This is a genomic window from Microtetraspora niveoalba (genome assembly GCF_001570405.1).
Classification (GTDB): Bacteria; Actinomycetota; Actinomycetes; order Streptosporangiales; family Streptosporangiaceae; genus Microtetraspora; species Microtetraspora niveoalba.
This window is the reverse complement of record NZ_BBYM01000023.1, coordinates 25,327-51,668: the sequence shown is the minus strand read 5'-3', so window position 1 is coordinate 51,668 and position 26,342 is coordinate 25,327. Positions and strand designations below refer to the sequence as shown.

At 73.1% G+C, this 26,342-nt stretch carries 21 protein-coding genes and 1 pseudogene; 18 read left to right on the top strand and 4 right to left on the bottom strand.

The features are described from left to right. Nucleotides 1-4: 4 nt before the first annotated feature. The 3 genes from cbiE to AWQ70_RS23080 all read right to left on the bottom strand — a co-directional run bounded on the left by cbiE (nucleotide 5) and on the right by AWQ70_RS23080 (nucleotide 3,108). Nucleotides 5-1,561, bottom strand: a complete 1,557-nt coding sequence (gene cbiE, locus AWQ70_RS23090; protein WP_176580231.1) for a precorrin-6y C5,15-methyltransferase (decarboxylating) subunit CbiE — start codon at nucleotides 1,559-1,561, stop codon at nucleotides 5-7. Then, the gene (locus AWQ70_RS23085; protein ID WP_067179621.1) at nucleotides 1,554-1,970 is read right to left on the bottom strand and encodes a TIGR03618 family F420-dependent PPOX class oxidoreductase; all 417 of its coding nucleotides are present in this window, start codon (nucleotides 1,968-1,970) and stop codon (nucleotides 1,554-1,556) included. The genes cbiE and AWQ70_RS23085 overlap by 8 nt, the downstream gene beginning before the upstream one ends. A 148-nt stretch (nucleotides 1,971-2,118) precedes the next feature. After that, nucleotides 2,119-3,108: a helix-turn-helix transcriptional regulator gene (locus AWQ70_RS23080; RefSeq protein WP_067179487.1), complete on the bottom strand. Its 990-nt coding sequence runs from the start codon at nucleotides 3,106-3,108 to the stop codon at nucleotides 2,119-2,121. Nucleotides 3,109-3,179: 71 nt separating this feature from the next. Here AWQ70_RS23080 and AWQ70_RS23075 point away from each other — a divergent pair, with 71 nt between their 5' ends. From AWQ70_RS23075 to AWQ70_RS23010, 14 genes are all read left to right on the top strand, one after another. Beyond that, on the top strand, nucleotides 3,180-4,325 hold the full coding sequence (locus tag AWQ70_RS23075; RefSeq protein ID WP_373282363.1) for an epoxide hydrolase family protein: 1,146 nt from the start codon (nucleotides 3,180-3,182) through the stop codon (nucleotides 4,323-4,325). 185 nt (nucleotides 4,326-4,510) lie between these two features. Next, entirely contained in the window at nucleotides 4,511-5,605 is a 1,095-nt protein-coding gene (locus AWQ70_RS23070) for an Ldh family oxidoreductase (protein WP_218004621.1), read from the top strand. 29 nt (nucleotides 5,606-5,634) lie between these two features. Beyond that, complete coding sequence (locus AWQ70_RS23065) at nucleotides 5,635-6,363, top strand: SDR family NAD(P)-dependent oxidoreductase (protein WP_067179484.1); 729 nt, start codon at nucleotides 5,635-5,637, stop codon at nucleotides 6,361-6,363. A 7-nt stretch (nucleotides 6,364-6,370) separates the two neighbouring features. Further along, nucleotides 6,371-7,993 carry an FAD-dependent monooxygenase gene (locus AWQ70_RS23060; RefSeq protein ID WP_067179482.1) on the top strand — a complete coding sequence of 541 codons (1,623 nt, stop codon included), beginning with the start codon at nucleotides 6,371-6,373 and terminating at the stop codon, nucleotides 7,991-7,993. Between the two features lie 44 nt (nucleotides 7,994-8,037). Beyond that, entirely contained in the window at nucleotides 8,038-8,403 is a 366-nt protein-coding gene (locus AWQ70_RS23055; RefSeq protein WP_067179479.1) for a cupin domain-containing protein, read from the top strand. Then, complete coding sequence (locus AWQ70_RS23050; RefSeq protein ID WP_218004620.1) at nucleotides 8,396-8,920, top strand: cupin domain-containing protein; 525 nt, start codon at nucleotides 8,396-8,398, stop codon at nucleotides 8,918-8,920. Before AWQ70_RS23055 ends, AWQ70_RS23050 begins: the two co-directional genes overlap by 8 nt. Before the next feature lie 44 nt (nucleotides 8,921-8,964). Continuing rightward, a complete protein-coding gene (locus AWQ70_RS23045) occupies nucleotides 8,965-9,375 on the top strand; it encodes a RidA family protein (protein ID WP_067179477.1) in 411 nt (136 codons plus the stop codon). Further along, nucleotides 9,372-10,259, top strand: coding sequence for a fumarylacetoacetate hydrolase family protein (locus tag AWQ70_RS23040; RefSeq protein WP_067179474.1), 888 nt, complete (start codon nucleotides 9,372-9,374; stop codon nucleotides 10,257-10,259). The genes AWQ70_RS23045 and AWQ70_RS23040 overlap by 4 nt, the downstream gene beginning before the upstream one ends. Before the next feature lie 14 nt (nucleotides 10,260-10,273). Continuing rightward, complete coding sequence (locus tag AWQ70_RS23035) at nucleotides 10,274-11,263, top strand: amidohydrolase family protein (RefSeq protein ID WP_067179472.1); 990 nt, start codon at nucleotides 10,274-10,276, stop codon at nucleotides 11,261-11,263. Nucleotides 11,264-11,324: 61 nt separating this feature from the next. Then, nucleotides 11,325-12,341 (top strand): ABC transporter substrate-binding protein, encoded by a 1,017-nt coding sequence (locus AWQ70_RS23030; RefSeq protein ID WP_067179470.1) that lies wholly within the window; start codon nucleotides 11,325-11,327, stop codon nucleotides 12,339-12,341. Between the two features lie 9 nt (nucleotides 12,342-12,350). Then, on the top strand, nucleotides 12,351-13,121 hold the full coding sequence (locus AWQ70_RS23025) for an ABC transporter ATP-binding protein (RefSeq protein WP_067179469.1): 771 nt from the start codon (nucleotides 12,351-12,353) through the stop codon (nucleotides 13,119-13,121). Then, on the top strand, nucleotides 13,118-13,978 hold the full coding sequence (locus tag AWQ70_RS23020; RefSeq protein ID WP_084517670.1) for an ABC transporter permease: 861 nt from the start codon (nucleotides 13,118-13,120) through the stop codon (nucleotides 13,976-13,978). Before AWQ70_RS23025 ends, AWQ70_RS23020 begins: the two co-directional genes overlap by 4 nt. After that, the gene (locus tag AWQ70_RS23015; RefSeq protein WP_067179467.1) at nucleotides 13,975-14,673 is read left to right on the top strand and encodes a GntR family transcriptional regulator; all 699 of its coding nucleotides are present in this window, start codon (nucleotides 13,975-13,977) and stop codon (nucleotides 14,671-14,673) included. The genes AWQ70_RS23020 and AWQ70_RS23015 overlap by 4 nt, the downstream gene beginning before the upstream one ends. A gap of 145 nt (nucleotides 14,674-14,818) precedes the next feature. Continuing rightward, on the top strand, nucleotides 14,819-15,880 hold the full coding sequence (locus AWQ70_RS23010) for a TerC family protein (RefSeq protein WP_245647110.1): 1,062 nt from the start codon (nucleotides 14,819-14,821) through the stop codon (nucleotides 15,878-15,880). Between the two features lie 15 nt (nucleotides 15,881-15,895). Here AWQ70_RS23010 and AWQ70_RS23005 read toward each other — a convergent pair whose 3' ends face one another. Then, nucleotides 15,896-17,098 (bottom strand): ROK family transcriptional regulator, encoded by a 1,203-nt coding sequence (locus tag AWQ70_RS23005; protein WP_067179464.1) that lies wholly within the window; start codon nucleotides 17,096-17,098, stop codon nucleotides 15,896-15,898. 305 nt (nucleotides 17,099-17,403) lie between these two features. Between AWQ70_RS23005 and AWQ70_RS23000 the strand changes: the two are divergent. The 4 genes and pseudogenes from AWQ70_RS23000 to AWQ70_RS22985 form a co-directional block, all read left to right on the top strand. Next, nucleotides 17,404-19,791 (top strand): annotated as a pseudogene (locus AWQ70_RS23000) (PQQ-dependent sugar dehydrogenase); the annotation flags it as partial. A 161-nt stretch (nucleotides 19,792-19,952) separates the two neighbouring features. Continuing rightward, nucleotides 19,953-22,619 (top strand): ThuA domain-containing protein, encoded by a 2,667-nt coding sequence (locus tag AWQ70_RS40610; protein ID WP_218004619.1) that lies wholly within the window; start codon nucleotides 19,953-19,955, stop codon nucleotides 22,617-22,619. 95 nt (nucleotides 22,620-22,714) lie between these two features. Further along, a complete protein-coding gene (locus AWQ70_RS22990; RefSeq protein ID WP_067179460.1) occupies nucleotides 22,715-24,766 on the top strand; it encodes a catalase in 2,052 nt (683 codons plus the stop codon). 70 nt (nucleotides 24,767-24,836) lie between these two features. Then, nucleotides 24,837-26,330 carry a phytoene desaturase family protein gene (locus tag AWQ70_RS22985; RefSeq protein ID WP_245647109.1) on the top strand — a complete coding sequence of 498 codons (1,494 nt, stop codon included), beginning with the start codon at nucleotides 24,837-24,839 and terminating at the stop codon, nucleotides 26,328-26,330. The last annotated feature ends 12 nt before the right edge of the window (nucleotides 26,331-26,342 follow it).

Sequence of the window (26,342 nt, the reverse complement as noted above, 5' to 3'; positions counted from 1 at the left end):
TCGTTCACTTCCTCCGCCCGCCCGGCTGAGGGGGCACGCCCGACCGTCCCGCCGGCGTGGTGTCCGCCTGTCCCGACGGCCGCGCCGAAAGCTCCCCACCCGACGCCGGCTCCACGTCCGGCTCCGGCTCCACGTCCGACGCCGGCTCCATGTCAGGGTCCGTCACGGGCTTCACCACCGACCAGACGGTCACGGGCATCATGGCGCGCCAACCGGTGAAGCCGCCGACCGGGGCCGCGCGGTTGACCGCCAGACGCACCAGGTCTCCGCCGAGCCTGCCGTACCAGGCGGCCACGACGGCCTCCGACTCCATGGTGACCGCGTTGACGACCAGCCTCCCGCCGGGCCGCAGCGCGGCCCAGCAGGCGTCGAGCAGGCCGGGGACGGTCGCGCCGCCGCCGACGAAGACGGCGTCGGGGACCGCGAGCCCGGCGAGCGCGGCGGGGGCGGCTCCGACGACGACCTCCAGGCCGGGCACGCCCAGCGCCGCCGCGTTGCGCGCCGCGCGTTCGGCCCGCTCACGGCGGCTCTCCACGGCGATCGCCCGGCAGGCCGGATGGCTGCGCATCCACTCGATCGCGATGCTCCCCGCGCCCGCGCCCACGTCCCACAGCAGTTCCCCGGGCACCGGCGCGAGCCGCGACAGCGTGACCGCGCGCACCTCCCGCTTGGTGAGCTGCCCGTCGTGCTCGAACGCGTCGTCCGGCAGCCCCGGCACGCGCGGTAGCGGAGTCACCCCCGGATCGGCCCGGCACTCCACCGCGATCACCCGCAACGGGGACGGTCCCCGCGGGCGGGGCGATCCGGCCGCGGCGGCGAGGACGCCGGCCTGCCCGGGCCGGTCGGGGGAGCCGGACGCCGTGTGGGCGGCGGCGGAAGCCGCCCACCGCTCCGCCGTACCGGAGGACCGGCTCTCGCCGGGACCGCCGAGGTCGGACAGCACGGTCATCTCGCTCCGGCCGTACCCGCGCGCGGCGAGGAGGGCGGCCACCCGGGCCGGGGCGTCCCTCGCCGAGCAGAGCACCAGCACCCTGCGTCCGGGCAGGATCGCCGGGTGCAGCAGTTCGTCCGGGCGGCCGACCAGGCTCACCACCTCGGTCTCCTGCACCGCCCAGCCCATCCGCGCGCAGGCGAGCGACAACGACGACAGGTGCGGGATCACTCGTACGCGGCCGGCGCCGAGGAGGCGGACCAGCGTCGAGCCGATGCCGAAGAACAGGGGGTCGCCGCTGGCCAGGACGCACACGGTCCGTCCCCGGTGCGCGGCGAGCAGGCCGGGCAGCGCGGGAAGCAGCGGCGACGGCCAGGTCACCCGCCGCGCGCCGGTCTCCGGGACCAGGCCGAGCTGCCGGGCGCTGCCCATGAGCACCTCGGCGTCCTGGAGGGCCGCGCGAGCCGCCGGGCCGAGGCCGTTCCACCCGTCCGTCCCGACGCCGACGACGGTGACGGCAGGTCCGCCGCCGTCGCGGACGTCGGGATCCACCTGCCCCTCAGGTGCCGTGGGAAGACCGTCGCCGGGAGCGCCGGGGAGGCGGGGGAGGCCGTGGGGCGGCTCAGACATTGCCGAGCACCCGGGCGATCCGGATCTCGATCACGACGCGGCGCGGATTCTCCCTCGGGACCTTGTACCGCAGCGCGTACCGGCGCTCGGCGTCGGCGACCTCCTCCGGGGTGTCCCGGATCACGGCGCGTCCCTCCAGCGTGGACCAGCGGCGCCCGTCCACCTGGCACACCGCCACGGCCGCGCCGCCGGGTCCGGCCGCGGCCACCAGCCGGGCCTTGTGCGAGTCCCGCGAGGTGATCACGCGGGCGACCGCCGCTCCGGGGTCGAGCGTCACCCCGACCGGCACGACATGGGGTGTCCCGTCGGGACGCACGGTGGTCAGCGTGCACAGGTGCCGCTCACGCCAGAAGGCGGCGAATCCCTCGCCGAGCCCGGTCAGGTCGAGCGGCGCGGCTCCCGCCGGCATCACGTTCACCTCGAACAATCCTCAGTGTGGTCGCGGGAGGCGCGAACGATCACGGGCATCCCCTTGGCGGGGCGTCAGTTTACGGGAGTGATCGGCGCGGCCCGCAGGCGGGCGTGCCCGCCCCACATACCGCGCGGTGGGACGATCATCAGCCACCCTTCCCCGCTCTCCTCGTCCCCGATGCCTCCTCCCGGCGGCCCGCGGCGCGCTGATAGCGGGCGGCGAGACCGGCGAGGTGCTCGTCGAGCCCGGGCGGCTCGACGACGTCGAAGTCCTCGTCGAGAAAACCCAGGATCACCGCGATGGTCCGGAGCGAGTCGCCGGAGACGGTCAGCGCGCAGCTCCGGTCGTCGATCGGCTCCACCACCCCGCTGATCCTCCCGGCGACGGCCTCGGCGGGCGCGTGGACCCGCACCCGCGCCCGGCACGGCCACATCTCGGCGCCCATCCGCCGCGCGACGAAGGCGACGACGTCGCCGCCGGGGAAGTCCCGAGGAGCGAACCTGGGGCCGGTAGGAGTGCGGGGCCGGATCCGGTCGGCCCGGAAGACGCGCCAGTCGCCGCGGCCGAGGTCCCACGCCACCAGATACCAGCGGCCGTCCCGGCTCACCAGGCGGTGCGGCTCGACGAAGCGCTCGCTCGCGGAACCGTCGTGGCCGGTGTAGTCGAACCGCAGCCGCTCATGGTCGCGGCAGGCGGCCGTCAACGCGGTGAGCACGTCCACGTCGACGGCCGGGCCCGTGCCGGGCATCGCGACGGTGAACGCCTGGAACGCGTTGACGCGGCGCCGCAGCCGGGATGGCAGCACCTGTTCGAGTTTGGCGAGGGCGCGCACGGAGGTCTCCTCGATCCCGGCGACGCCTCCGGCGGCTCCCGACCGGAGCGTCACCGCGACCGCGACCGCCTCCTCGTCGTCGAGCAGCAGCGGCGGCAGGGCGGCGCCCACGCCGAGCCGGTATCCGCCCGCGACGCCGGGGGTCGCGTGGACCGGATAGCCGAGGTCGCGGAGCCGTTCCACGTCCCGGCGGAGCGTGCGCGCCGACACGCCGAGCCGTTCCGCGAGCTCTGGGCCGCCCCAGTCACGGCGCGTCTGGAGCAGCGACAGCAGGCGGAGCAGGCGGGCCGAGGTGTCCAGCACGCCGCCAAGTCTCGCACCGATCGCGGCCGGAACCTGACCGCGATCGTTCCTACGGTCAACCTATGGATGACATGGACGACATGAACGCCATGACCGAGATCCGCCCGTTCCGCATCGACATCCCCCAGGCCGACCTGGACGACCTGCGCGCCCGCGTCGCCGCCGCCCGGTGGCCGGACGAGATCCCCGGCACCGGATGGTCCTACGGCGTGCCGCTCGCCCGGGTGAGGGAGCTGGCCGGCTACTGGACCACGGGCTACGACTGGCGTGCCCACGAGGCGGCGCTGAACGCGTTCCCGCAGTTCACCACGACCATCGACGGCCAGAACGTGCACTTCCTGCACGTGCGCTCGCCCGAGCCCGGCGCGCTGCCGCTGGTCCTCACCCACGGCTGGCCCGGGTCGGTGGCCGAGTTCCTGCACGTGATCGGGCCGCTGGCCGATCCCCGCGCGCACGGCGGCGACCCCGCCGACGCGTTCCACGTGGTGGTCCCGTCGATCCCCGGCTACGGGTTCTCCGGGCCGACCACGGCGACCGGGTGGGACGTCCCCCGCGTCGCCCGCGCCTGGGCGGAGCTGATGCGCCGCCTCGGCTACCAGCGGTACGGCGCCCAGGGCGGCGACTGGGGCGCGCGGATCTCCCCGGAGCTGGCCAGGACCGCGCCCGACCACGTCGCCGGCCTGCACGTGAACGCGTTCTTCGCGCTCCCGTCGGGCGACCCGGCCGAGACGGACGGGTTGACCGACGCCGAACGCGCCCGCCTTGCGGGGGTCGCCCGCTGGCAGGGGGAGCGGTCCGGCTACGCCGCGATCCAGAGCACCCGCCAGCAGACCCTCGCCTACGCCCTGCTCGACTCGCCGGTCGGGCAGCTCGCCTGGAACCTCGAATGGTTCGACGGGTACGGGGAGGACGTCGGCGGTGTGGACCGGGACGCGATCCTCACCAACGTCACGCTGTACTGGCTGACCCGCACCGCCGGCTCGGCGGCGCGCCTCTACAAGGAGGCCGCCGCCTCCTGGGGACGGCGGTCCGAGCACTGCCCGGTCCCGACCGGCATGGCGGTCTTCCCCGGAGACTCCACCGTGCGGGCCTTCGCCGAACGCGAGCACGCCGTCGTGCACTGGACGGAATTCGACCGCGGCGGCCACTTCGCCGCGCTCCAGGCGCCGGACCTGCTGGTCGGGGACGTCCGCGCCTTCTTCCGCCGAGTCCGGTGAGTCCGCCGGGACCCGCGCCCACGACCGGAAGGGGCGCGGCCCGCACGGTCGCGTCTGACACCGTTGCGGCCGGCACGTCCGTCCTGACATCGCCCACCATCCGGGAGCCGAATTCTGATACTTGACATTTGATATCAGATACTTGACGATCCTCTCCCAAGAGCGCGACTTTTGGGAGGTTTCGGGTGAATGCTCCGACGGGCCACGACGGAGTCGTGCCCGCGCACTGGCTACGTGACGCGGTCGGCGCGGTTTTCGCGGCGGCCGGGTTCAGCGCGGGCGCCGCGCGGGACGTGGCCGAGGCGCTGGTCGAGGCCGACATGCGCGGCGTCGCCTCGCACGGCACCATGCTCGTGCCGATGTACGTCGACCGGGTGCGGGCCGGCTCCGTCAGCCGCCGCGAGCAGGCCGACGTCGTCGTGGACAAGGGCGCGGTCGCCGTGCTCGACGCCGGGCACGCGCTCGGCCAGCTCACCGGCGACCAGGCCATGGCCCTGGCCGTGCGCAAGGCGCGCGACTTCGGCGTCGGAGCGGTCACCGTGCGCCGCGCCTTCCACTTCGGCGGCGCGTTCCGCTACGTCGAGGCGGCGGCGCGGGAGGGCTGCGTCGGGATCGCCGCCGCGAACACCCGCCCGCTGATGCCCGCGATCGGCGGTGCCCGCCCTGTCGTCGGGAACAACCCCCTCGCGGTGGGCGTGCCGGTCGCGGACGGCGCGCCGATGGTGCTCGACATGGCGCTCTCGGAGGCCGCCCTCGGGAAGATCAGGCTCGCCGGGCAGGAGGGCCGGGAGATCCCGCCGACCTGGGCCACCGACGCCGAGGGCCGTCCCACCACGGACCCGGCGGCCGCCATCGCCGGGATGCTGCTGCCCGCCGCCGGGCACAAGGGCTTCGGCCTCGCCCTGGTCGTCGACGTGCTGACCGGCGTGCTCTCCGGGGGCGCCTTCGGGCAGGGTGTCCGGGGACTCTACGCGGACACGTCGGTGCCCAACGACTGCGCCCACTTCTTCCTCGCGCTGGACGTCGCCGCCTTCGGCGACCCGGACGAGTTCGCCGGGCGGCTGGCCCGGCTCACCGGCGAGGTCACCGGTTCGCCCACCGCCCCGGGCGTCGACCGGGTGCTGCTGCCCGGCCAGATCGAGGCGGAGCGGCGCGCCGCCGCGCTGGCGGGCGGCGTGCCGATCGGGGCGAGCGTGCTCGACGCGCTGCGCCGCACCGCCGCCGACGTGGGGGCCGCGCTGCCCCCGATGCCCGGTGCCGACGACCCCGCCGGCGCGTGAGCCGGGCCGGGCGACAGGAGGAGACGACCATGAGGATGAGTTTCGACGCGACCGGCCAGGTGGTCGTGGTCACCGGCGGGGCGAGCGGCATCGGCGCGGCCCTGGCCCGCGCGGTCGGCGCGGCGGGCGGCACGGCCGTGGTGCTCGACGTGCTCCACACGGCCGACCTGGACGGCGCGCCCGGCGTGGAGCAGGTCGCCGTGGACGTGTCCGATCGCGACGCGGTCACCGCCGCCGTGGCCGGGGTGCTCGCCCGGCACGGACACGTCGACGGCCTGGTGGCCGGCGCCGCGATCCAGCCGCGTACCAAGGTGGCGGACATGCCGGCCGACGAGTGGCGGCGGGTGCTCGGGGTCAACCTCGACGGCGTCGTCTGGGCCTGCCAGGCCGTCCTGCCCTCGATGACCGAGCGCCGCTCCGGCTCGATCGTGGTCTTCAGCTCGGGCCTCGCCCACATGGGCCGGGCGGAGGCGTCCGCGTACGCCGCGAGCAAGGGCGCGCTGGTCGCGTTCGCCAAGTCGCTGGCCGCCGAGGTCGCCGAGCACCGGATCCGGGTCAACGTCATCGCCCCCGGGGTCGTCGACACCCCGCAGTTCCAGGCGGCCAACCCGACCGGGGGCGAGCGGGAGCACTGGCTGCGCACTACCGGCATCGGCACGCCGGAGGACGTCGTGGGCCCCCTGCTCTTCCTGCTCTCCGACGCCGCGACCATGACGGGCTCGCTGCTGAGCCGCGACCGCGCCTACCCGAAGGAGTGAGACGACGTTGACCGAAACGACAACGCGGGCCGGAGCGGGCGGGGAGATCCTCCCCGTCGCGGTCGTCGGCGCCGGCCCGGTCGGCCTCATCACCGCGCTCGGCCTGGCCCACTACGGCGTGCCGGTGGCCGTGTTCGAGGAGGACGACCGGCTGTCGCTGGACACCAAGGCGGGCACCGTCCTCACCCGCACCCTCGAGGTGCTGCACCGGTACGGCGCGCTGCCGGAGGTGTTGCGGGCGTCGCTGCGCATCGACGAGATCGGCGAGATCGACCGGGTCACCAACGAGCCGACCCTGAGCGTGCGGACCGGCGAGCTGACCGAGGACACCCGCTTCCCCTTCGTGATCAACATCCCGCAGCACCATCTGGAGCCGGTGTTGCGCGGCGCCTTCGAGCGGCGCGCCCCCGGCGCCCTGCGGATGGCGCACCGGCTGACCGGTTTCACCCAGCACGACGATCACGTCGAGCTGACGCTGGACACACCGGACGGCGAGACGACCGTGCGGGCGCGCTACCTGCTCGCCTGCGACGGCGGCCGCTCCCAGGTCCGCGAACGGCTCGGCATCACGGTCGAGGGGCACACGCTCGAAGACCGCTACATGCTGGTCGACCTCAAGGTGGACCTCGACGTCGGCAACCCGCGCGACTACCCCTACCTGGCGTACTTCTCCGACCCGTCGGAGTGGATGATCCTGGTCCGCCAGCCGCACTGCTGGCGGTTCCTCTACCCGCTGGCCAGGGACGCCGCCGAGCCGACGCACCGGGAGCTGTGCGACAAGGCGCTGCGCTTCATCGGCGAGGTGGACGACATCGAGGTGCTCGGCACCAACGTCTACACCGTCCACCACCGGGTGGCGGGGCGGTGGCGGGACGGCCGGGTCTTCCTCATGGGCGACGCCGCCCACCTGATCACGCCGATGTGGGCGCTCGGGCTGAACACCGGGGTGCTCGACGCCTCCAACCTCCCGTGGCGGCTCGCCTGGGTGCTGCGCGGCTGGGCCGACGAGTCGCTGCTGGCCGGCTACGAGGTCGAGCAGGCGCCGGTCGCGATCAAGGGGTCCGGCGAGATGGCCGAGGCCGCGCGGGCGTACATGAGCCACCGCGGCGAGGCGGTCGACGCGATGACCGAGGGCAACTGGGGCAACGCGTTCACCCGCGGCCTGCTCGGCGTCAGCCTCGACGTGGACGGCACCGGCGACTGGTCGATGGTGAAGACCGGCGACGAGCCGGCCCCGGTGCGCGCCGGGGACCGCGCCCCCGACCTGCCGCTCTTCGGCGCGGACGGCCCGGTCCACCTGCACGACCTCACCTCGGACGCGTTCGTCGCGCTGTACTTCACCGACACCCGGCGCCGCCCGCGCGTCCCGGCCCAGGACAGCCCGGCGCTGCGGCGCTACGCGGTGTCCCGGTGGGACGCGCCGCACGACTCCGGCCTGCGCGACCGCGCCCTGTTCGACCCGGCCGAGCGGGTACGGCGGCGCTTCGGCGTCGGCCCCGACACGCTCGTCCTGCTGCGCCCGGACGCCCACGTCGCGGCGATCCTGCCCTACGACCCGGCCTCGGACGAGGACGCCGCCGGGGCGGTCTACGAGCGGATCACCGGCCGCAGGCCGCCCCTGACCCCGTGAACGACGAGTCCCAGTCCCTAGCCACCCCGACCACTGGAGGAAGCATGACCGGTCCCGACCCCGCGAACGAGCCCCTGACCGGGCCCGACGGCGCGCCCGTCACCCTCGGCCCCGTCGGCCAGGAGATCGTCTTCGAGAACGAGCAGGTGCGCGTCTGGGAGATCGAGCTGACCCCCGGCCAGTCGCAGCCCTGGCACCACCACCTCAACCCGTACCTGGTGATCGCCCTGGAGGCGGCGGACAACCGGATCGACTCGATCAAGGGAGGCGAGCCGCGGCTGGTCCACGAGGCCGTCGGCGGCGTGGTCTACCGCGAGCCCGGCGAGATCCACATGCTCACCAACCACGGCGACACCCGCTACCGCTGCCGCCTGGTCGAGCTGAAGTGCCTGGGGGAGAACCGTGGCTGAGCGCGTCCGCCCCGCCCGCCCGGAGGGGATCTCGCAGGAGGAGTGGGACAACAACCTCTCCGAGCCCGCGGCGTACTCCGGGGAGGCGCCCGACCGGTCCCGCGAGCGGGAGGCGACCGGCCCGGACGGCGAGGCGCTGGCCCGCTTCCGGGAGATCCTCCTGCACACCGGCGACCTGGAATGGGCCGACAAGACCCTCGCCGGGTTGTCGCACAAGATGTTGTGGCGTGACGACGCGACCGGCGCCTCGATCGCGCTGGTGCGCTTCGCCCGCGGATCGGGCATCCCGTCGCGGCACTCGCACGCCTCGAACCAGTTCATGTTCTGCCTGAGTGGCCGCTACACGTACGTGCCGACCGGGCTGACCCTGACGGAGGGCTCCTTCTACTGGAACCCCAAGGGCAGCCTGCACGGCCCCACCCGCGCCGAGGAGGACACCGTGCTCCTCGAGGTGTACGACGGGCCGCACTATCCCACCCAGCCGGAGTGGTACTCCGACCCCGACGACGCCCGCTGACCCGCGGCTTCCCGACAGCCAACCCCCAGAAAGCAGGAGCACCCATGCCCAAGCGAGAGATCCGCAGTCCCGAGCTGGCCGTGCCGAACGGGCACTTCGCCCAGGCCACGACGACCGAGGCCCGGGGACGGCTGGTCTTCATCTCCGGGATGACCGCCCGCAACAAGGACGGCGGCGTCACCGGAGTCGGCGACGTCAGCGCGCAGACCCACCAGGTGTGCCAGAACCTCAAGGCGGCGGTGGAGGCCGCCGGGGGCACGCTCGACGACATCGCCAAGGTGGACGTCTACGTGCGGAACATGGAGGACTTCGCCGCCATCCACGAGGTGCGGCGGCAGTACTTCACCGGCGTCGCGCCCGCGTCCACGCTGGTGGAGGTCTCCAAGTTCGTCAACAAGGACTACCTGATCGAGATCAACGCGATCGCGGTCGTGGACGACGGGGACGGCCGATGAGGCTGGCCGCCGTCCGGCTCGGCGGCGAGGTCCGCACGGCCGTGGTCGCGGACGGCGAGGCCGCGGTGCTCCCGGCGGCCGCGCCCTCGGTCGACGACGTCGTACGCGGCGGGGCGGAGGCGCTCGACGCCGTGCGCCGCGCCGCCGCGTCCGCGCCCCGGCGCCCCCTCGACGGCCTGGACCTGGCCGCGCCGCTGCGCCGCTTCAACCGCGACGTCCTCTGCACGGGGTGGAACTACTGGGACCACTTCGAGGAGTCCAAGGGCAGACGGGAGGGCCAGGACCCGAAGGAGCGGCCCGAGCACCCCACCTTCTTCACCAAGGGCCCGGACACCGTGATCGGCCCGTACGACGACATCGCCTGGGACCCGCGGATCTCCGCCAAGTGGGACTACGAGGCAGAGGTCGCCCTGGTGATCGGGCGGGACGGCAGGTCCATCCCCGAGGAGCGGGCGCTCGACCACGTCGCGGGCTACCTGGTGGCCAACGACGTGTCGCAGCGCGACCTGCAGCGGGCCCACGGCGGCCAGTGGCTCAAGGGCAAGAGCGTGGACCGCACGATGCCCCTCGGCCCCTGGCTGACCACCGCCGACGAGGTGCCCGACCCGCACGCGCTGGCGATCAGCTGCGAGCTCAACGGCGAGCGGCTCCAGGACGCGAGCACCCGGCAGACCGCGTTCTCGTTCGCGCGGATCATCGCCGAGCTGAGCTGGGGGATGACCCTTCGGGCCGGCGACGTGGTCCTGACCGGCACACCCAGCGGCATCGGCAACGCGCGCGACCCCCAGGTCTTCCTCACCGGGGGAGACGTGCTCGTCACCCGGGTCGAGGGGCTGGGCGAGCTGCGCAACCGCGTGGTCCACGTTCCGCTCACCAGCGACTGAGGAGGCCCGGCGCGATGGCCGGCATCGATCTGCACACCCATCTGGCGCCCTCCCTGGGCGCCGCCGAGCCGGCCGGGCTGCCGGGCCTGGCCGCCGTCGACGGGCGGCTGTCCGTCGACGGCGCGCCCGTCGGCCCGCCGTCGCTCTACCGCCCCGAGGCGCTGGAGGCGTGGCTCGGCGAGCGCGGCCTCGACGCGGCCGCGGTCTCGCCGCCGCCGCCGTTCTTCCGCCAGCACCTGCCCGCCCACGAGGCCGCGACCTGGGTCCGCGCCCTGAACGACGGGATCCTGCGCGCCGTCGCGGACCGCCCCCGGTTGCTGCCGATGGCGTACCTGCCGCTGGAGCACCCCGAGGTCGCCGCGGCCGAGTACGACCGGCTGCGCGACGCGGCACCGCCGGGCGAGGGGCGCTGGGCCGGGTTCGCGGCCTCCGCCGGAGGCCGGTCGGTCAGCCTCGCCGACGCCTCCCTCGAACCGCTCTGGTCCCGCCTGGCCGAGGACGGCCGCCCGCTCCTGCTGCATCCGGGGGCGAGCCCCGACGAGCGGCTGGAGGAGTTCTATCTCGCCAACCTGCTCGGCAACCCGTACGAGACGGCCGTGGCGGTGGCGCAGCTCCTCTTCGGCGAGGTGACGGCCCGCCACCCCGGGCTGCGGTTCCTCCTCGTCCACTGCGGGGGATGTGTACCCGCGGTGCTCGGGCGCTGGCAGCGCGGCGCCGACACCGCCCGGCCGGGCGTGCCCGCGCTTTCGGCGCCGCTCCGGGAGGCGATCCGCGGCTTCTACGCCGACTGCCTCGCCCACGACCCGGCCGTCGTCGATCTGGCCGCGGACCTCTTCGGGGCCGACCGGATCGTCCTCGGCAGCGACTGGCCGTTCCCGATGGGCAGCGACGACCCCGCCGTGCTGGTCGCCCACCGCGGGCCCGAGTTCGTACGGCGGGCCGGCGTGGAGAACGCGCGGGCCCTCCTGGGCGGGAGTGACCCCGTCCGGCGTCTCGGAATATGAGATACGCCTTCCGGTCATCAGATATTTGATATTCGATATGCGCTTATTGAAGGGAGTGTCAATGAAGGTCACCTGGTTCGCCCGCCTGGCCGGCGCCACCGCGGTCGTGCTCGTGACCGCCGCCTGCGGCTCGGGCGGCGGCTCCGGCGACGGGGGCTCCGGCGCCCCGGCCGCCGAGAAGGTCGAGTACCTGACGTCGTTCAACACGTTCGGCCGCGACGCGTACGCGTACGTGGCGCAGGAGAAGGGCTACTTCAAGGAGGCGGGACTCGACGTCTCGATCAAGCCGGGCAGCGGCACGGTCGACGTCATGAAGCTGCTGGCGAGCGGCCGGGCCGACTTCGGCGCCGGCGACTTCACCACCGTCCTGATCACCGCGGCCAGGGAGAAGCTGCCCGTCACCGCCGTCGCCATGGTGCAGCAGAAGTCGCTCGCCGCGATCGTGGCCCTCGACGGCGGCGGCATCAAGGCGCCCAAGGACCTCGAGGGCAGGACGGTCGCCGACCAGCCGGGCTCGACCAACCAGGTGACCTTCCCGGTCTACGCCAAGGCCGCCGGGGTCGACGCGGCGAAGGTGAAGTTCGTGCCCTCCGCCCCGCCCGCGCTGCCGCAGCTCCTGGCCGGCGGCAAAGTCGACGCGATCGGCCAGTTCGTCGTCGGCAAGCCGCTCGTCGAGAAGGCCGCCCAGGGCAGGACCGCCGTCCTGCTGCCCTACGGCGACGCGCTCCCCGACCTGTACGGCAACGCGCTGCTGACCTCGGCGAAGCTGGCCAAGGAGAAGCCCGAACTGGTCGGGAAGTTCACCGCGGCCCTGATGAAGGGCCTGGAGTACTCGGTCGCCCACCCCGAGGAGACCGGCGAGATCCTCAAGAAGAACCAGCCCACCCAGGACCCGGCCGTCGCCGCCGCCGAGGTGCGGGCGATGGCGCCGTACGTCCCGTCCGCCGACGGCAAGGTCGGCGTCGTCGACAGGGCGCGGGTCGAGACCAACATCAGGCTCCTGACCGAGGCGGGCGCGATCACGGCCGGGGTGACGCCCGACCAGGTCGTGGACTTCGCCGTCACCCCGCGGGGCTAGGGAGGCGCGATGATCCAGCTCTCGCACGTCTCCCAGGTCTTCGCGGGCCGCCAGGGCCAGGTCCACGCCCTCGACGACATCGACCTGGAGGTGCGCCGCAACGAGTTCGTGACGCTGGTCGGCCGCTCCGGGTGCGGCAAGTCCACGATGCTCCGGATGATCGCGGGCCTGCTCACCCCCACGTCCGGGACGGTGACCGTCGCCGGCGAACCGGTGACCAAGCCGCGCCGCGACGTCAGCTTCATGTTCCAGCGACCGGCGCTGCTCCCCTGGCGTCCGGTCCTGGAGAACGTGCTGCTGCCGGTGGAGATCCTCGGCCTCGACCGGGACTCCCACCGGCGGCGGGCGCACGAGCTGCTCGAACTCGTCGGCCTGGCCGGCTTCGAGAAGCGGCTGCCGCACGAGCTCTCCGGCGGGATGCAGCAGCGGGTCTCGCTGTGCCGCTCCCTGATCCAGAACCCCAACGTCCTGCTGATGGACGAGCCCTTCTCCGCGCTCGACGCGCTCACCCGGGAGGAGCTCTCGGTCGAGCTCCAGCGGATCCGCATGGAGCAGGAGACGACGATCGTCTTCGTCACCCACTCGATCGAGGAGGCGGTGCTGCTCGCCGACCGTGTGGTCGTGCTCAGCGCCCGCCCCGGACGGCTGCGCCGGATCGTGGAGGTCGACATCCCCCGGCCGCGCACGCTGGGGCACAACGCGCACGCCGACCGCGTCACCGAGGTCAGCGCCGAGCTGCACGAGCTGCTCATGCCCGTGCGGACGGGAGAGACGGCATGAGCGGGGTGGGTGGAGTGAACGGCGTGGACGCTTCGCGGGCGCGCACCGAACCGGCGGCCGCCGCCCCGGCCGAGGCCCGTGGCGCGGGCGGGACCGGGATCCGCGAACGGCTGGCCGACTGGGGCTTCCCCGTCCTCGGCATGGTCGTCGTCATCGCGCTGTGGTGGCTGGCGACGGTCGTCTTCTCGATCGAGAAGTTCCTCGTCCCCTCGCCCAAAGACGTCGTCGACGCGTTCACCGAGCACGCCGGGTTCCTGCTCGCGCAGTCCTGGGTGACCCTGCTGGAGACGGTCGAGGGGTTCGCGCTCTCCATCGTGGTCGGCGTGCCGATCGCGGTGCTGATCGCGAGCTCGCGGCTGATCGAGCGCATGATCTACCCGCTGCTGCTCGTGGTCAACGCGGTGCCCAAGATCGCCATCGCGCCCATCCTCGTCGTGTGGATGGGGTTCGGGCAGCTCCCGAAGATCGTCATGGTCTTCCTGCTATGCTTCTTCCCAATTGTGATCTCGACCGCGTCCGGTCTGCGTTCCACACCGGCCGAGCTGGTCGAGCTCGTCCGCTCGCTGGACGCGAGTCGGGTGCAGGCATTCTTCAAGGTGCGCTTCCCCTATGCGCTTCCGCAGGTCTTGGTGGGTTTCAAGGTGGCCATTTCTCTGGCGGTCATCGGCGCGGTCATCGCCGAGTTCGTCGGTGCCGACGCCGGGCTCGGCTTCGTGATCGTGCAGTCGGGAGCCAGCGCCGACACACCGCTGGCCTTCGCGGCGATGGCGTTGCTCGGGTTGATCAGCATCGTCCTGTTCTACGGCCTGGCCGCCCTCGAGCGGCGGCTGCTCCCGTGGGCGGAGGAGAACCGATGAGCGGCGGCGGGCGGGGCGGGCTCTTCGAGCTCTCCCCGGACAACTCGGGCCCGCGCCGCACGCTCGCCGAGACGGCGGCCGCGGAGCTGCACGGCATGATCCTGGCCGGCGCCCTGCCGGCCGGGTCCCCGCTGAAGCTGACCGAGCTGGCCGCCCAGCTCGACATGAGCCCCATGCCGGTGCGCGAGGCGCTGCGCCGGCTGGAGGCGCTCGGTCTGGTCGAGATCGTGCCGCACAAGGGCGCCAGGGTCCGCGAGCTCAGCGAGGCCGACCTGCGCGACACCTACGAGATCCGCATCGAGCTGGAGTCGCTGGCCGTCGCCCGCGCCGCCGCGGCCATCGGCCCCGACGACGTGCGCCGCGCGGAGACGGCCCTCGCCGAGCACGAGACCCTGCTCGCCCGGGGCGACGTCGACCGGGCCCGCCGGGCGCACACCGAGTTCCACTTCGCGATCTACCACGCGTCCGGCTCCCGCTGGCTGCCGCGGGCGATCGAGCCGGTGTGGCAGAACAGCGAGCGGTACCGCTTCGCCTCCACCCAGGACGCGGAGCGGCAGCGCCTCAGCCATCTGGAGCACCAGGCCATCCTCGACGCGTGCGTCGCGCACGAGCCCGAGCGCGCGGTGACCGCGCTGCGCGGGCACCTGGAGGGCGCGATGTCGCGCATCCTCGCCGGGATGTCCCGTACGCGCTGAGCGGGTTCGCGGCGCCCCGCCGGAACCCCGGCGGGGCCGCGCGCGTTAGGCGGACGAACAAGCGCGGAAGAACCCCGTACACCCGGCCCGACGCCGTGGCATGCCGAGCAGCGGCGACGGGCGACCCGCGTGGACCGTCGCGGACGTGGTGGAGGAAATCCCGGTGCTGGAGGTAACCGCGGTCGGCTGGGCGCTGACCATCGGAGTGGTCGTCGCCCTGTTCGCGCTCGATCTGACCCTCGGGGTGGTCCGGCCGCACACGGTCGGCTTCCGCGAGGCGGTCGGCTGGTCGGTGTTCTACATCGCGGTCGCGGTGGCCTTCGGCCTCGTCTTCGCGTACTACGCGGGCTGGGAGTACGGCGCCGAGTACTTCGCCGGGTACGTCGTCGAGAAGAGCCTCTCGGTCGACAACCTCTTCGTCTTCGTGATCATCATGAGCACGTTCGCGGTGCCCGGCGAGTACCAGCGCAAGGCCCTGACCTTCGGCATCATGATCGCCCTCGTGCTGCGGGTGATCTTCATCGTGCTCGGCGCGGCCCTGCTGTCGCTGTTCTCGTTCATGTTCCTCGTGTTCGGGCTGCTGCTGATCTGGACCGCGGTGCAGCTCTACCGGCACCGCGACGAGGACCCGAGCGCCGAGGACAACGCGCTGGTCCGGCTGACCCGCCGGGTGTTGCCGACCTCCTCCGAGTACGTCGGCGGCAGGATGATCGCGCGGGTCGGCGGGCGGCGGGTGGTCACGCCGCTGTTCGTGGTGCTGGTCGCGATCGGCAGCACGGACCTGCTCTTCGCGCTCGACTCGATCCCCGCGGTGTTCGGCGTCACCGAGGAGCCGTACATCGTCCTGGTGGCCAACGTGTTCGCCCTGCTGGGGTTGCGGGCGCTGTTCTTCCTCGTCAAGGGGCTGCTCGACCGGCTGGTCTACCTGTCCACCGGGCTGGCGCTGATCCTCGCGTTCATCGGCGTGAAGCTGGTGCTGCACTGGGCGCACGGGCTCAGCGACGCGGTGCCGCAGATCCCGACCCCCCTCTCGCTGGGCGTGATCATGGCCGTGCTGGCCGCGACCACCGTGGCCAGCCTGCTGAAGTCGCGCCGCGACCCCGCCGCCCGCGCCCACGCGGGCACCCTGCGCGCCCCCGCCGAGGACGGGGCGGAGCCGGATGCCGGGACCGGGGCGGAGGCGGGCACGGACCGCCGCGAGCAGTGACCGGCGGTCGGCGGGTCAATCCGCGGCCGGGGTGACCGCGCGATCGACGGTGCCGGGCGCGAGCACGTGCTCGACCACCATGACCGCGGCTCCGACGACGCCCGCCCGGTCGCCCAGCTCGCTGGCCCGGATGGTCAGGTGCTGGGTGGCGAGGGGGAGTGAGCGGCTGTAGATCGCCTCGCGTACCCCGGCGAGGACGTGCTCGCCCGCCTCGGCGATGTCGCCGCCGACGACGATGACCGACGGGTTGAAGAAGTTCACGATCGCGGCGAGTACGCCGCCGATGTCCCGCCCCGCCTGCCGGATGACCTGGGCGGCCTGCGCGCTGCCCCCGCGGATGAGCTGTACGACGTCGCGGCTGCCGGCGGCGTCGACCCCCGCGGCGCGCAGCTTCGCGGCCATCGCCGCGCCGCTCGCGACCGCCTCCAGGCAGCCCGTGTTGCCGCACCGGCACAGCGCGTCGCCCGCGGAGGTGACCCGGATGTGCCCGACGTCGCCGGCCGCGCCCTGCGCGCCCCGGTGCAGCCGCCGGTCGGCGATGACGCCGCAGCCGATGCCCGTGCCGATCTTCACGAAGAGCAGGTGGTCGACCTCCGGGCTGGCGATCCAGTGCTCGCCGAGGGCCATGATGTTCACGTCGTTGTCGACCAGGACGGGGGCGGCGAGCCGCTCGCCGAGCCACTCGGGGACGGGGAAGTCGTCCCAGCCCGGCATGATCGGCGGGTTCACCGGCCGGCCGGAGACGTGCTCCACGGGGCCGGGCAGGCCGATCCCGACGCCGCAGACCTGGGAGAGCGGATGCCCGGTCGCGGCCAGCATCTCCTCGAACGAGTCGACCAGCCAGGACAGGGTCGGCTCCGGGCCGCGCTCGATCGGCAGCTCGGCCGCGCGCTCGGCCAGCACCGCCATGCCGAGGTCGGTGACGGCGAGGCGGGCGTGCGTCGCGCCGAGGTCGGCCGACAGCACGATGCGGGCGCCGCGGTTGAACGCGAACGCGGTGGCCGGCCGGCCACCGGAGGAGACCGTGTCCTCGGACGGGACGATCCAGTCGTGGTCGATCAGGGCGTCGAGCCGCTGGGACACGGTCGACCTCGCCAGGCCGGTGAGCTGAGCCAGCTCGGCCCGCGTGCGGGCCTGGCCGTCCCTGAGGATCGAGAGCAGGGCTCCCGCGCCGGGGGCCGCGCCTCCGCCGGGCCCGCTCAGTGTGCCGTGCGTCAAGCGCCTCTCCCATCACGTCCGGACCCGATGCTTCACCGTGATGTTACATCAGCAGATCAGTGCCTTTCGTTGACAATCGGCGTAAGTCGGGCTTAGCTTCCCGAAATATGGGCGACATACGACGCATGTCGCCGATAACCGCCCCCGTAAGCCGCACCCTGTAGCCGGGCCCGGACGCCCGCGCCGCCGTCGCGCCGAGACGGCGGGGCGGGACGAGTGCCACCCGGGCCCACCCTCCCCGCTCTCCGCCCCGCGCCCGGCCGACCCCCGGACGCGACACCCCCCGAGTGAAGGGAAGCCCCGCCATGTCTTCCAGGCGGCGTACCACCCGCTGGGTCGCGCAGACCTGCGCCTTACTCCTGGCTCTCACGAGCCTCACCGCATTCTCCTTGGTCACCGGAGCCGCCGCTCCCGCCCGGGCCCACGCGGCCGTCGACCCCGCCGACTACCAGCGGGTCGAGCTGGCCAAGGGCGTGGCCGAGATGGGCGAGCCGATGACGATGACCGTGCTCCCCGACCTGTCCGTGCTGCACACCTCGCGTGACGGGACGCTGCGCCGTACGGACGCGGCCGGCAACACGACGGTCGTCGGCGCGCTCAACGTCTACACGCACGACGAGGAGGGACTGCAGGGCGTGGCGGCCGACCCCGGCTTCGCCGCCAACCGGTTCGTCTACCTCTACTACGCGCCGCGCCTGAACACCCCCGCCGGGGACGCACCGGCGGCCGGCGCCGACTTCTCCGCCTGGCAGGGCGTGAACCGGCTGTCCCGGTTCACCGTGAAGGCGGACTGGACGCTGGACATGTCCAGCGAGGTGACGGTGCTCGACGTGGCCGCCGACCGCGGCATGTGCTGCCACGTCGGCGGCGACATCGACTTCGACGCCCAGGGCAACCTCTACCTGTCCACCGGCGACGACTCCAACCCGTTCGACTCGGCCGGCTACTCCCCGCTCGACGAGCGGCCCGACCGCAACCCGGCGTACGACGCCCAGCGCAGCGCCGGCAACACCAACGACCTGCGCGGCAAGATCCTGCGGATCAAGGTCAGGCCGGACGGGACGTACGAGATCCCCGAGGGCAACCTGTTCCCGCCCGGCACGCCGAAGACCCGGCCCGAGATCTACGCCATGGGCTTCCGCAACCCGTTCCGGATGAGCGTCGACAAGACCACCGGCGTCGTCTACGTCGGCGACTACGGTCCCGACGCGGGCAGCAGCGACCCCAACCGGGGGCCGAGCGGCCAGGTCGAGTTCGACCGCGTCACCAAGCCCGGCAACTACGGCTGGCCGTACTGCACCGGCACGAACACCCTCGCCGAGACCTACAACGAGTTCACGTTCCCGTCGGGGCCCTCCGGCCCGAAGTACGACTGCGCGACGGGCGGCCCGGCCAACGACTCGTTCCGCAACACCGGCATGGCCAAGCTGCCGCCCGCGCAGCCCGCGTGGATCAAGTACGGGGGCGACGAGGGCTCCCCGCCGGAGTTCGGCGGCGGGTCGGAGTCACCGATGGGCGGCCCGATCTACCACTACGCCCCGGAGCTGGACTCCCAGGTCAAGTTCCCGGCCGACCTGGACGGCCACTTCTTCGCCGGTGAGTTCGGCCGTCGCTGGATCAAGGCGATCGACGTGGCCGCCGACGGGACCCGCGGCGAGATCGCGAACTTCCCGTGGACCGGCACGCAGGTGATGGACCTGGCCTTCGGCCCCGACGGCGCGCTGTACGTGCTCGACTACGGCTCGGGCTACTTCGGCGGCGACGCGAACTCCGCGCTGTACCGCATCGAGTACATCAAGGGGCGCGACCGCGCGCCGCTCGCCGTGGCCAAGGCCGACAAGACCTCCGGCAGGACGCCGCTGACGGTCGCCTTCTCCTCGGCCGGCTCGGCCGACCCCGAGGGCGGGCCGCTCACCTACGCGTGGGACTTCGGCGACGGGACGTCCTCCACCGAGCCGAACCCGACCACGACCTACACCGAGGACGGGGAGTACACGGCCACGCTCACGGTGAAGGATCCCGGCGGCAACACGGGCCGCGCCAGCGTGCTGATCACCGTCGGCAACACCGCGCCGACCGTCGCCATCGAGACGCCCGGCCCGGGACGGCTCTTCACCTGGGGCGACACCGTCCCCTTCGAAATCAAGGTGACCGACCCCGAGGACGGGGACGTCGACTGCGCCAAGGTCACGATGACGTACGTCCTCGGCCACGACAGCCACGGCCACCAGATCACGTCCAAGAACGGCTGCTCCGGCGAGCTGACCATCCCCTCGGACGGCGAGCACGACGACGCGGCCAACATCTTCGCGGTCTTCGACGCCGAATACACCGACAAGGGCGGGCTGACCACCCATACCCAGCACATCCTGCAGCCCCGCCACCGCCAGGCCGAGCACTACACCGCGATGTCCGGCGTCTCCCAGATCGGCAAGGCGGCCGCGCACGGCGGCAAGACGGTCGGCGACGTCCACAACGGGGACTGGATCTCGTTCAAGCCGTACGAGCTGAGCGACGCGAAGAGCTTCACCGCGCGGGTCTCCTCCGGCGGCGTGGGCGGCACGATCGAGGTCCGCGCGGGCTCCGTCACCGGCCCCCTTCTCGGCAGGGCGTCCGTGCCGGTGACCGGCGGCTGGGAGACCTTCGCCGACGTCTCGGCGCCCCTGAACGGCGCGCCGTCCGGCACGACCGAGCTGTTCCTCGTCTTCACCGGCGGCTCGGGCGCGCTGTTCGACGTGGACGACTTCACCCTGCTGAAGGAGCCCGGAGGCCCCGGCCCGGCCGTCGGGCCGATCACCGGCCCCGGCGGCCTGTGCGTCGACGTCGCGGGGCCAACAGCGCGAACGGCACCAAGGTGCAGCTCTACACCTGCAACGGCACCGGCGCGCAGGTCTGGACGATCGAGGGGACGACCGTCAAGGCGCTGGGCAAGTGCCTGGACATCGCGGGCGGCGCCACGGCCGACGGCACCAAGGTGCAGATCTACACCTGCAACAACACCGGCGCCCAGCAGTGGACCGCCGGGCCGAGCGGCTCGCTGAAGAACCCGCAGTCCGGCCGGTGCCTCGACGGCGCCGACACCGGCCAGCTCGTCATCAGGAGCTGTGACGGCGGCGCCGCCCAGAGGTTCGTCCTGCCGGCCTCCGGCGGCCCCGGGGGCTCAGGCGACGTGCTCGTCTTCTCCCGTACGGCGGGCTTCCGGCACGACTCGATCCCGGCGGGCATCCAGGCGATCAAGGACCTGGGCTTCACCGTCACCGCGACCGAGGACCCGGGCGCCTTCACCGCCGCCAACCTGGCGAAGTACAAGGCCGTCGTCTTCCTCAGCACCACCGGCGACGTGCTCGACGCCACCCAGCAGGCGGCGTTCGAGTCCTACATCAAGGGCGGAGGCGGCTACGCCGGCGTGCACGCCGCCGCCGACACCGAGTACGACTGGCCGTGGTACGGCGGCCTGGTCGGCGCGTGGTTCGCCTCGCACCCGGCGGTCCAGCAGGCCACGGTCAAGGTGGAGGACCGGGCGCACCCGGCCACCGCGCACCTCGGCCCGGCCTGGAGCCGGACCGACGAGTGGTACGACTACCGGACGAACGCCAGGACTACGGCCCATGTGCTCGCCACGCTGGACGAGTCCACCTACTCCGGCGGGAAGATGGGCGCCGACCACCCCATCGCCTGGTGCAAGCCGTACGACGGGGGCCGGTCGTTCTACACCGGCGGCGGGCACACCGCGGCGTCGTTCGCCGAGCCCGCCTTCCGCGAGCACCTGCGCGGCGGCATCGCGTACGCGATGGGTGACGCGAAGGCGGACTGCCGGCCGGAGACCGGCTACACCGCGATCTACAACGGCTCCACGACCGGCTGGCAGCAGGCGGGGCCGGGCGGCTTCGCGAACGCCGACGGCACGCTGACCTCCCAGGGCGGCATGGGGCTGTTCTGGTACAAGGCACAGGAGTTCCACTCCTACTCGCTCAAACTCGACTGGAAGATGCGCGGCGACGACAACTCCGGCGTCTTCGTCGGCTTCCCCGCCTCCGACGACCCGTGGTCGGCGGTGAACAACGGGTACGAGATCCAGATCGACGCCACCGACGCCCCGGACAAGACCACCGGGTCCGTCTACGGCTTCAAGTCCGCCGACCTCGCCGCCCGCGACGCCGCGCTGAACCCGCCGGGACAGTGGAACACGTACGAGATCCGGGTCGAGGGCGAGCGGCTGCGGGTCTTCCTCAACGGCGTCCAGATCAACGACTTCACCAACACCGACCCGGCCCGTTCGCTCCAGCAGGGGTACGTGGGCATCCAGAACCACGGCGCGGGAGACGAGGTGGTGTTCCGCAACATCCGGGTCAAGGAGCTCGGGCCGGCCACCGGCGACGTCACCGTCCAGGCGGAGAACTGGTCGCAGGCGAACGGCGTGCAGACCTACCCGCACACCCCGGCACACGGCGGGACCGTGCTCGGCTACGTCGACCCGGGCGACTGGGCGGCCTACGACGACCTCGACCTGACCGGGGTCACCGGCTTCACCGCCCGGGTCGCCTCGCCGGGGCCGAGCGGCGGCTTCGAGGTCCGCACCGGCTCTCCGACCGGTCCCGTGCACGGCCGCGTCACCGTGCCGAACACCGGCGGATGGGAGTCGTACGCCGACGTCTCCACGGCGCTGACCGGCCTCCCCTCCGGTGGCGCGAAGCTGTACCTGGTCTTCACCGGGGCGAACTTCGACGTCGACGACTTCACCCTCACCCGCGCCGCAGCGGACAAGACGGCGCCGGTGACCAGCGCCGCGCTCACCCCGGAGGCGGGGCCGGCCGGATGGCACACCGCGCCGGTGACCGTCACCCTGACGGCCGCCGACGAGGGCTCGGGCGTCGCCACCACCGAGTACCGCCTCGGCGACGGCGACTGGATCGCCTACACCGAGCCGTTCACCGTCAAGAAGGACGGCGCCCACACGGTCGCGTTCCGTTCCACGGACAAGGCCGGCAACAAGGAGGAGGCCGAGAAGATCTCCCTGAAACTCGACGCCACCGAGCCGACGCTGACCGTCGGAGGACTGAACGACGACGGGAAGTACGGCGACGCCGCGCGCGTCACCGTCACCGCCGAAGGCGCGGACGACGGCTCGGGGCTCGACGCGGTCGCCGCCACCCTCGACGGCGAGAAGCTGACGCTGGGCGAGCCGCTCGACCTGCACACGCTGGCGCTCGGCGAGCATGTCCTGAAGGTGACCGCGGCCGACAAGGCGGGCAACACCGCCGAGAAGACCCGGACGCTGACGGTGAGCACGTCGTTCGGTGACGTGGAGGCGCTGCTCGACAGGTTCTCCGTCGACGGCCCGCTGGGCGCCCAACTCGCCAACTTCCTGAAGGCGGCGAACCACCAGGACGTCAAGGACCACCCGGACCAGGCGATCCACCACCTGGAGAAGTTCCGGTCCGCGGCGGCCGAGGCGACCGACGAGGCCGCGCGCGCGGTGCTCGTCCGCGACGCGGACGCTCTCATCGCGGCGCTCCGCTGACCGCCTGAATCCTGTTTAGCCGACGTGGCGCACGAGGGTATAGACCCGAAGGTCCCCCCAAACGGATAGAAGCGACGAACCGTGAAGGGGGACCCGTGCGCAACGAGGACGTCGAGAAGGACGAGAAGCAGCGGCAGCTCGACCAGCACCGTGTCGATCTCCAGGGCACCCGGCTCACCAGCGACCATGGCGTGCTGATCGACGACACCGACAACTCGCTCCGGGCCGGGGAGCGGGGGCCGACCCTGCTGGAGGACTTCCACTTCCGCGAGAAGATCATGCGGTTCGACCACGAGCGGATCCCCGAGCGTGTGGTCCACGCCCGGGGATCCGGCGCGTACGGGCAGTTCCGCGTGTACGAGTCGCTCGCCGAGTACACCGTCGCCGACTTCCTGTGCGACCCGTCGCTGGTCACGCCGGTGTTCGTGCGCTTCTCCACGGTCGCCGGCTCGCGCGGCTCGGCCGACACCGTGCGGGACGTGCGCGGCTTCGCGACCAAGTTCTACACCCGGCAGGGCAACTACGACCTGGTCGCGAACAACATGCCGGTGTTCCCCATCCAGGACGGCATCAAGTTCCTCGACTTCGTGCACTCCATCAAGCCGGAGCCGCACAACGAGATCCCGCAGGCGCAGTCGGCGCACGACACGTTCTGGGACTTCGTGCAGTGCCAGCCGGAGACCCTGCACTTCGTCATGTGGCTGATGTCGGACCGGGCGATCCCGCGCAGCTTCCGCATGATGCAGGGGTTCGGCGTGCACACCTTCCGGCTGGTGAACGCGGAGGGGCGGGGCACGTTCGTGAAGTTCCACTGGACGCCCCTCCTCGGCACGCACTCGCTGGTCTGGGACGAGGTGCTGCGCATCCAGGGCAACGACCCCGACTTCAACCGGCGTGACCTGTGGGAGGCGATCGAGCGCGGGGCCTTCCCGGAGTGGGAGCTCGGCCTGCAGCTCGTGCCCGAGTCGGACGAGCACGCCTTCGACTTCGACCTGCTCGACCCTACGAAGATCATCCCTGAGGAGATCGTGCCGCTGCGTCCGGTCGGCAGGCTGACCCTGAACCGCAACCCCGAGAACTTCTTCGCCGAGACCGAGCAGGTGGCCTTCTGCACCGCCAACGTCGTGCCCGGCATCGACTTCACCAACGACCCGCTGTTGCAGGCCAGGAACTTCTCGTACTTCGACACCCAGCTCATCCGGCTGGGCGGGCCGAACTTCGCGCAGATCCCGGTCAACCAGCCGGTCGCGCCGGTGCACAACGACAACCGCGACGGCTACCACCAGCACATGATCCACCAGAGCAGGACCAGCTACTCCATCAACTCGATCAGCGGCGGCTGCCCGATGTCGGGGATGCTGAGCGGTGACTTCTCCGGGGTCTTCCAGCACTACCAGGAGCGGGTGGACGGCCGGAAGATCCGCAAGCGGAGCCCCAGCTTCGAGGACCACTACAGCCAGGCCACGCTCTTCTGGAACAGCATGTCCTTCTGGGAGAAGCGGCACATCGTGAACGCCCTCCTCTTCGAGCTCGGGCACGTGGAGCGGCGCGACGTCAAGGAGAAGGTCGTCGAGCACCTCGTCCGGATCGACCTGGAGCTCGCCACCCAGGTCGCCCTCGGGCTCGGGATGCCGGTGCCGGCGGGCGGCCCGGCCAACCACGGCAAGTCCTCGCCCGCGCTGAGCCAGGCCAACTCGGCGCGCGAGTCGATCGCCACCCGCAAAATCGCGATCCTGGTTTCCGACTCCACCGACGCGGGCGCGCTCACGCCCGTCAAGGAGGCGCTGGAGGGCCAGGGGGCGATCTGCGAGCTGATCGCGCCGCACGAGGGGACGGTCGCCGCGATGCCCGTGGACCGCCAGCTCACCGCGACGAACTCCGTGCTCTACGACGCCGTCCTGCTCGCCGACGGAGGCGTCCTCGCCGAGGACGGCCCCGCCGTCCACTTCGTCCGCGAGGCGTTCAAGCACGGCAAGGCCATCGCCGCGCTGCCCGGGGGCGCGGCACTGCTGGAGGCGGCCCGGCTGCCGGGCACCCAGGGCGTGGTCGGGCCCGACGCGTCCGGCGACGCGCTCGTCCGGGCGTTCGCCGACGCCATCAAGGTCCACCGCCACTACGACCGGGACGTGGCGACGTTCTCGGCCTGACCCCGGTCGCGGAGGGCCGGGGGCGGCGGCGGGCCGCGTAAGGATCGGCCCCCTGGGCAGTCGCTGGACTGTGGCCGGAACCGGGCCCGGGGCGCGGGCCGAGGTGGACGCGGTCGTGGTGGGCGCCGGGCCGAACGGGCTCACGGCGGCCGTCACGCTCGCCCGGGCGGGCCTCGCCGTCCACGTGTACGAGGCGGAGGCGACCGTCGGCGGCGGGGCGCGGACGGCGGAGCTGACCCTCCCCGGCTTCCACCACGACGTCTGCTCGGCGGTCCACCCGCTGGGCGCCGGGTCGCCCGCGTTCCGGGAGCTGGGGCTGGAGGAGCACGGCCTGACCTGGGTGGAGCCGCCGCTGCCGCTCGCCCACCCGTTCCCGGACGGCTCGGCGGCGGTGCTCGCCCGCTCCGCCGAGGAGACGGCGGCCTCGCTCGTCGGCGGCGCCGCTCCGGGCGGTGCGGCTCGGGACCGCGCGGCGTACCTGAGGCTGGTGCGGCCGTTCCTCGGGCGGTGGTGGGACGCGCTCGCGCCGGACGTGCTGCGCGCGCCGCTCGCCGGGCCGCCCCGCCACCCGCTACTGCTCGCCCGGTTCGGCCTGCGCGCGGCGGCGCCCGCCGCACTGCTCGCCCGCGTCTTCCGGGGGGAGCGGGCGCGCGGCCTGCTCGCCGGGCTGGCCGCGCACGTGATCGCCCCGCTCGGCTCCCCGGCGACGGGCGGCGTCGCGCTGCTGTTCGCGCTCGCCGCCCACGACGTGGGCTGGCCGTTCCCGCGCGGCGGGTCGCAGGCGGTCTCGGACGCACTCGCGGCGCGCCTGCGCGCGCTCGGCGGGCGCATCGAGACCGGGCACCCGGTCGCGAGCCTCGCCGAACTGCCTCCCGCCCGCGCGTACCTGCTCGACGTCATGCCGGAGGACCTCGCGGCGCTGGCGGGGGACCGGCTCCCGGAGCGGTTCGCCGCCGGGCTGCGCCGCTACGCGCACGGCCCCGGCGTCTTCAAGATCGACTACGCGCTGTCCGGGCCGGTCCCGTGGCGGGCCGGGGAGTGCGCCCGCGCCGGCACCGTCCACCTCGGGCCGACGATCGGGGAGATCGGCGCGGCCCTGCGCGCCGTGTACCGGGGCGAAGCGCCGGCCGTGCCGTTCCTGATCGCCGCGCAGCCCAGCCTGTTCGACGGGACGCGGGCCCCGGACGGCCGGCACGTCCTGTGGGTGTACGGGCACGTGCCGAACGGCTGGCGCGGCGACCTCACCGGGGCGATCGAGCGCCAGATCGAACGGTTCGCCCCCGGCTTCGGCGAGCGTGTCCTGGCCCGCGCCGCCGCCGGGCCCGCCGAGATCGAGAGCCGCGACCGCAATAACGCGGGCGGCGACATCGCGGCAGGCCGGTGCGACCGGCTGCGCCTGCTGGTGCGCCCGCGCCCGGCGATCGTGCCGTACGCGACACCGGACCGGTCGGTGTACCTGTGCTCGTCCGCCACCCCGCCCGGTCCGGGCGTGCACGGCATGTGCGGCTACCACGCGGCGCGCACCGCGCTGCGGCGGGTCTTCGGGATCACGTCGGGGGAGTAGCTCCGAGGGGGT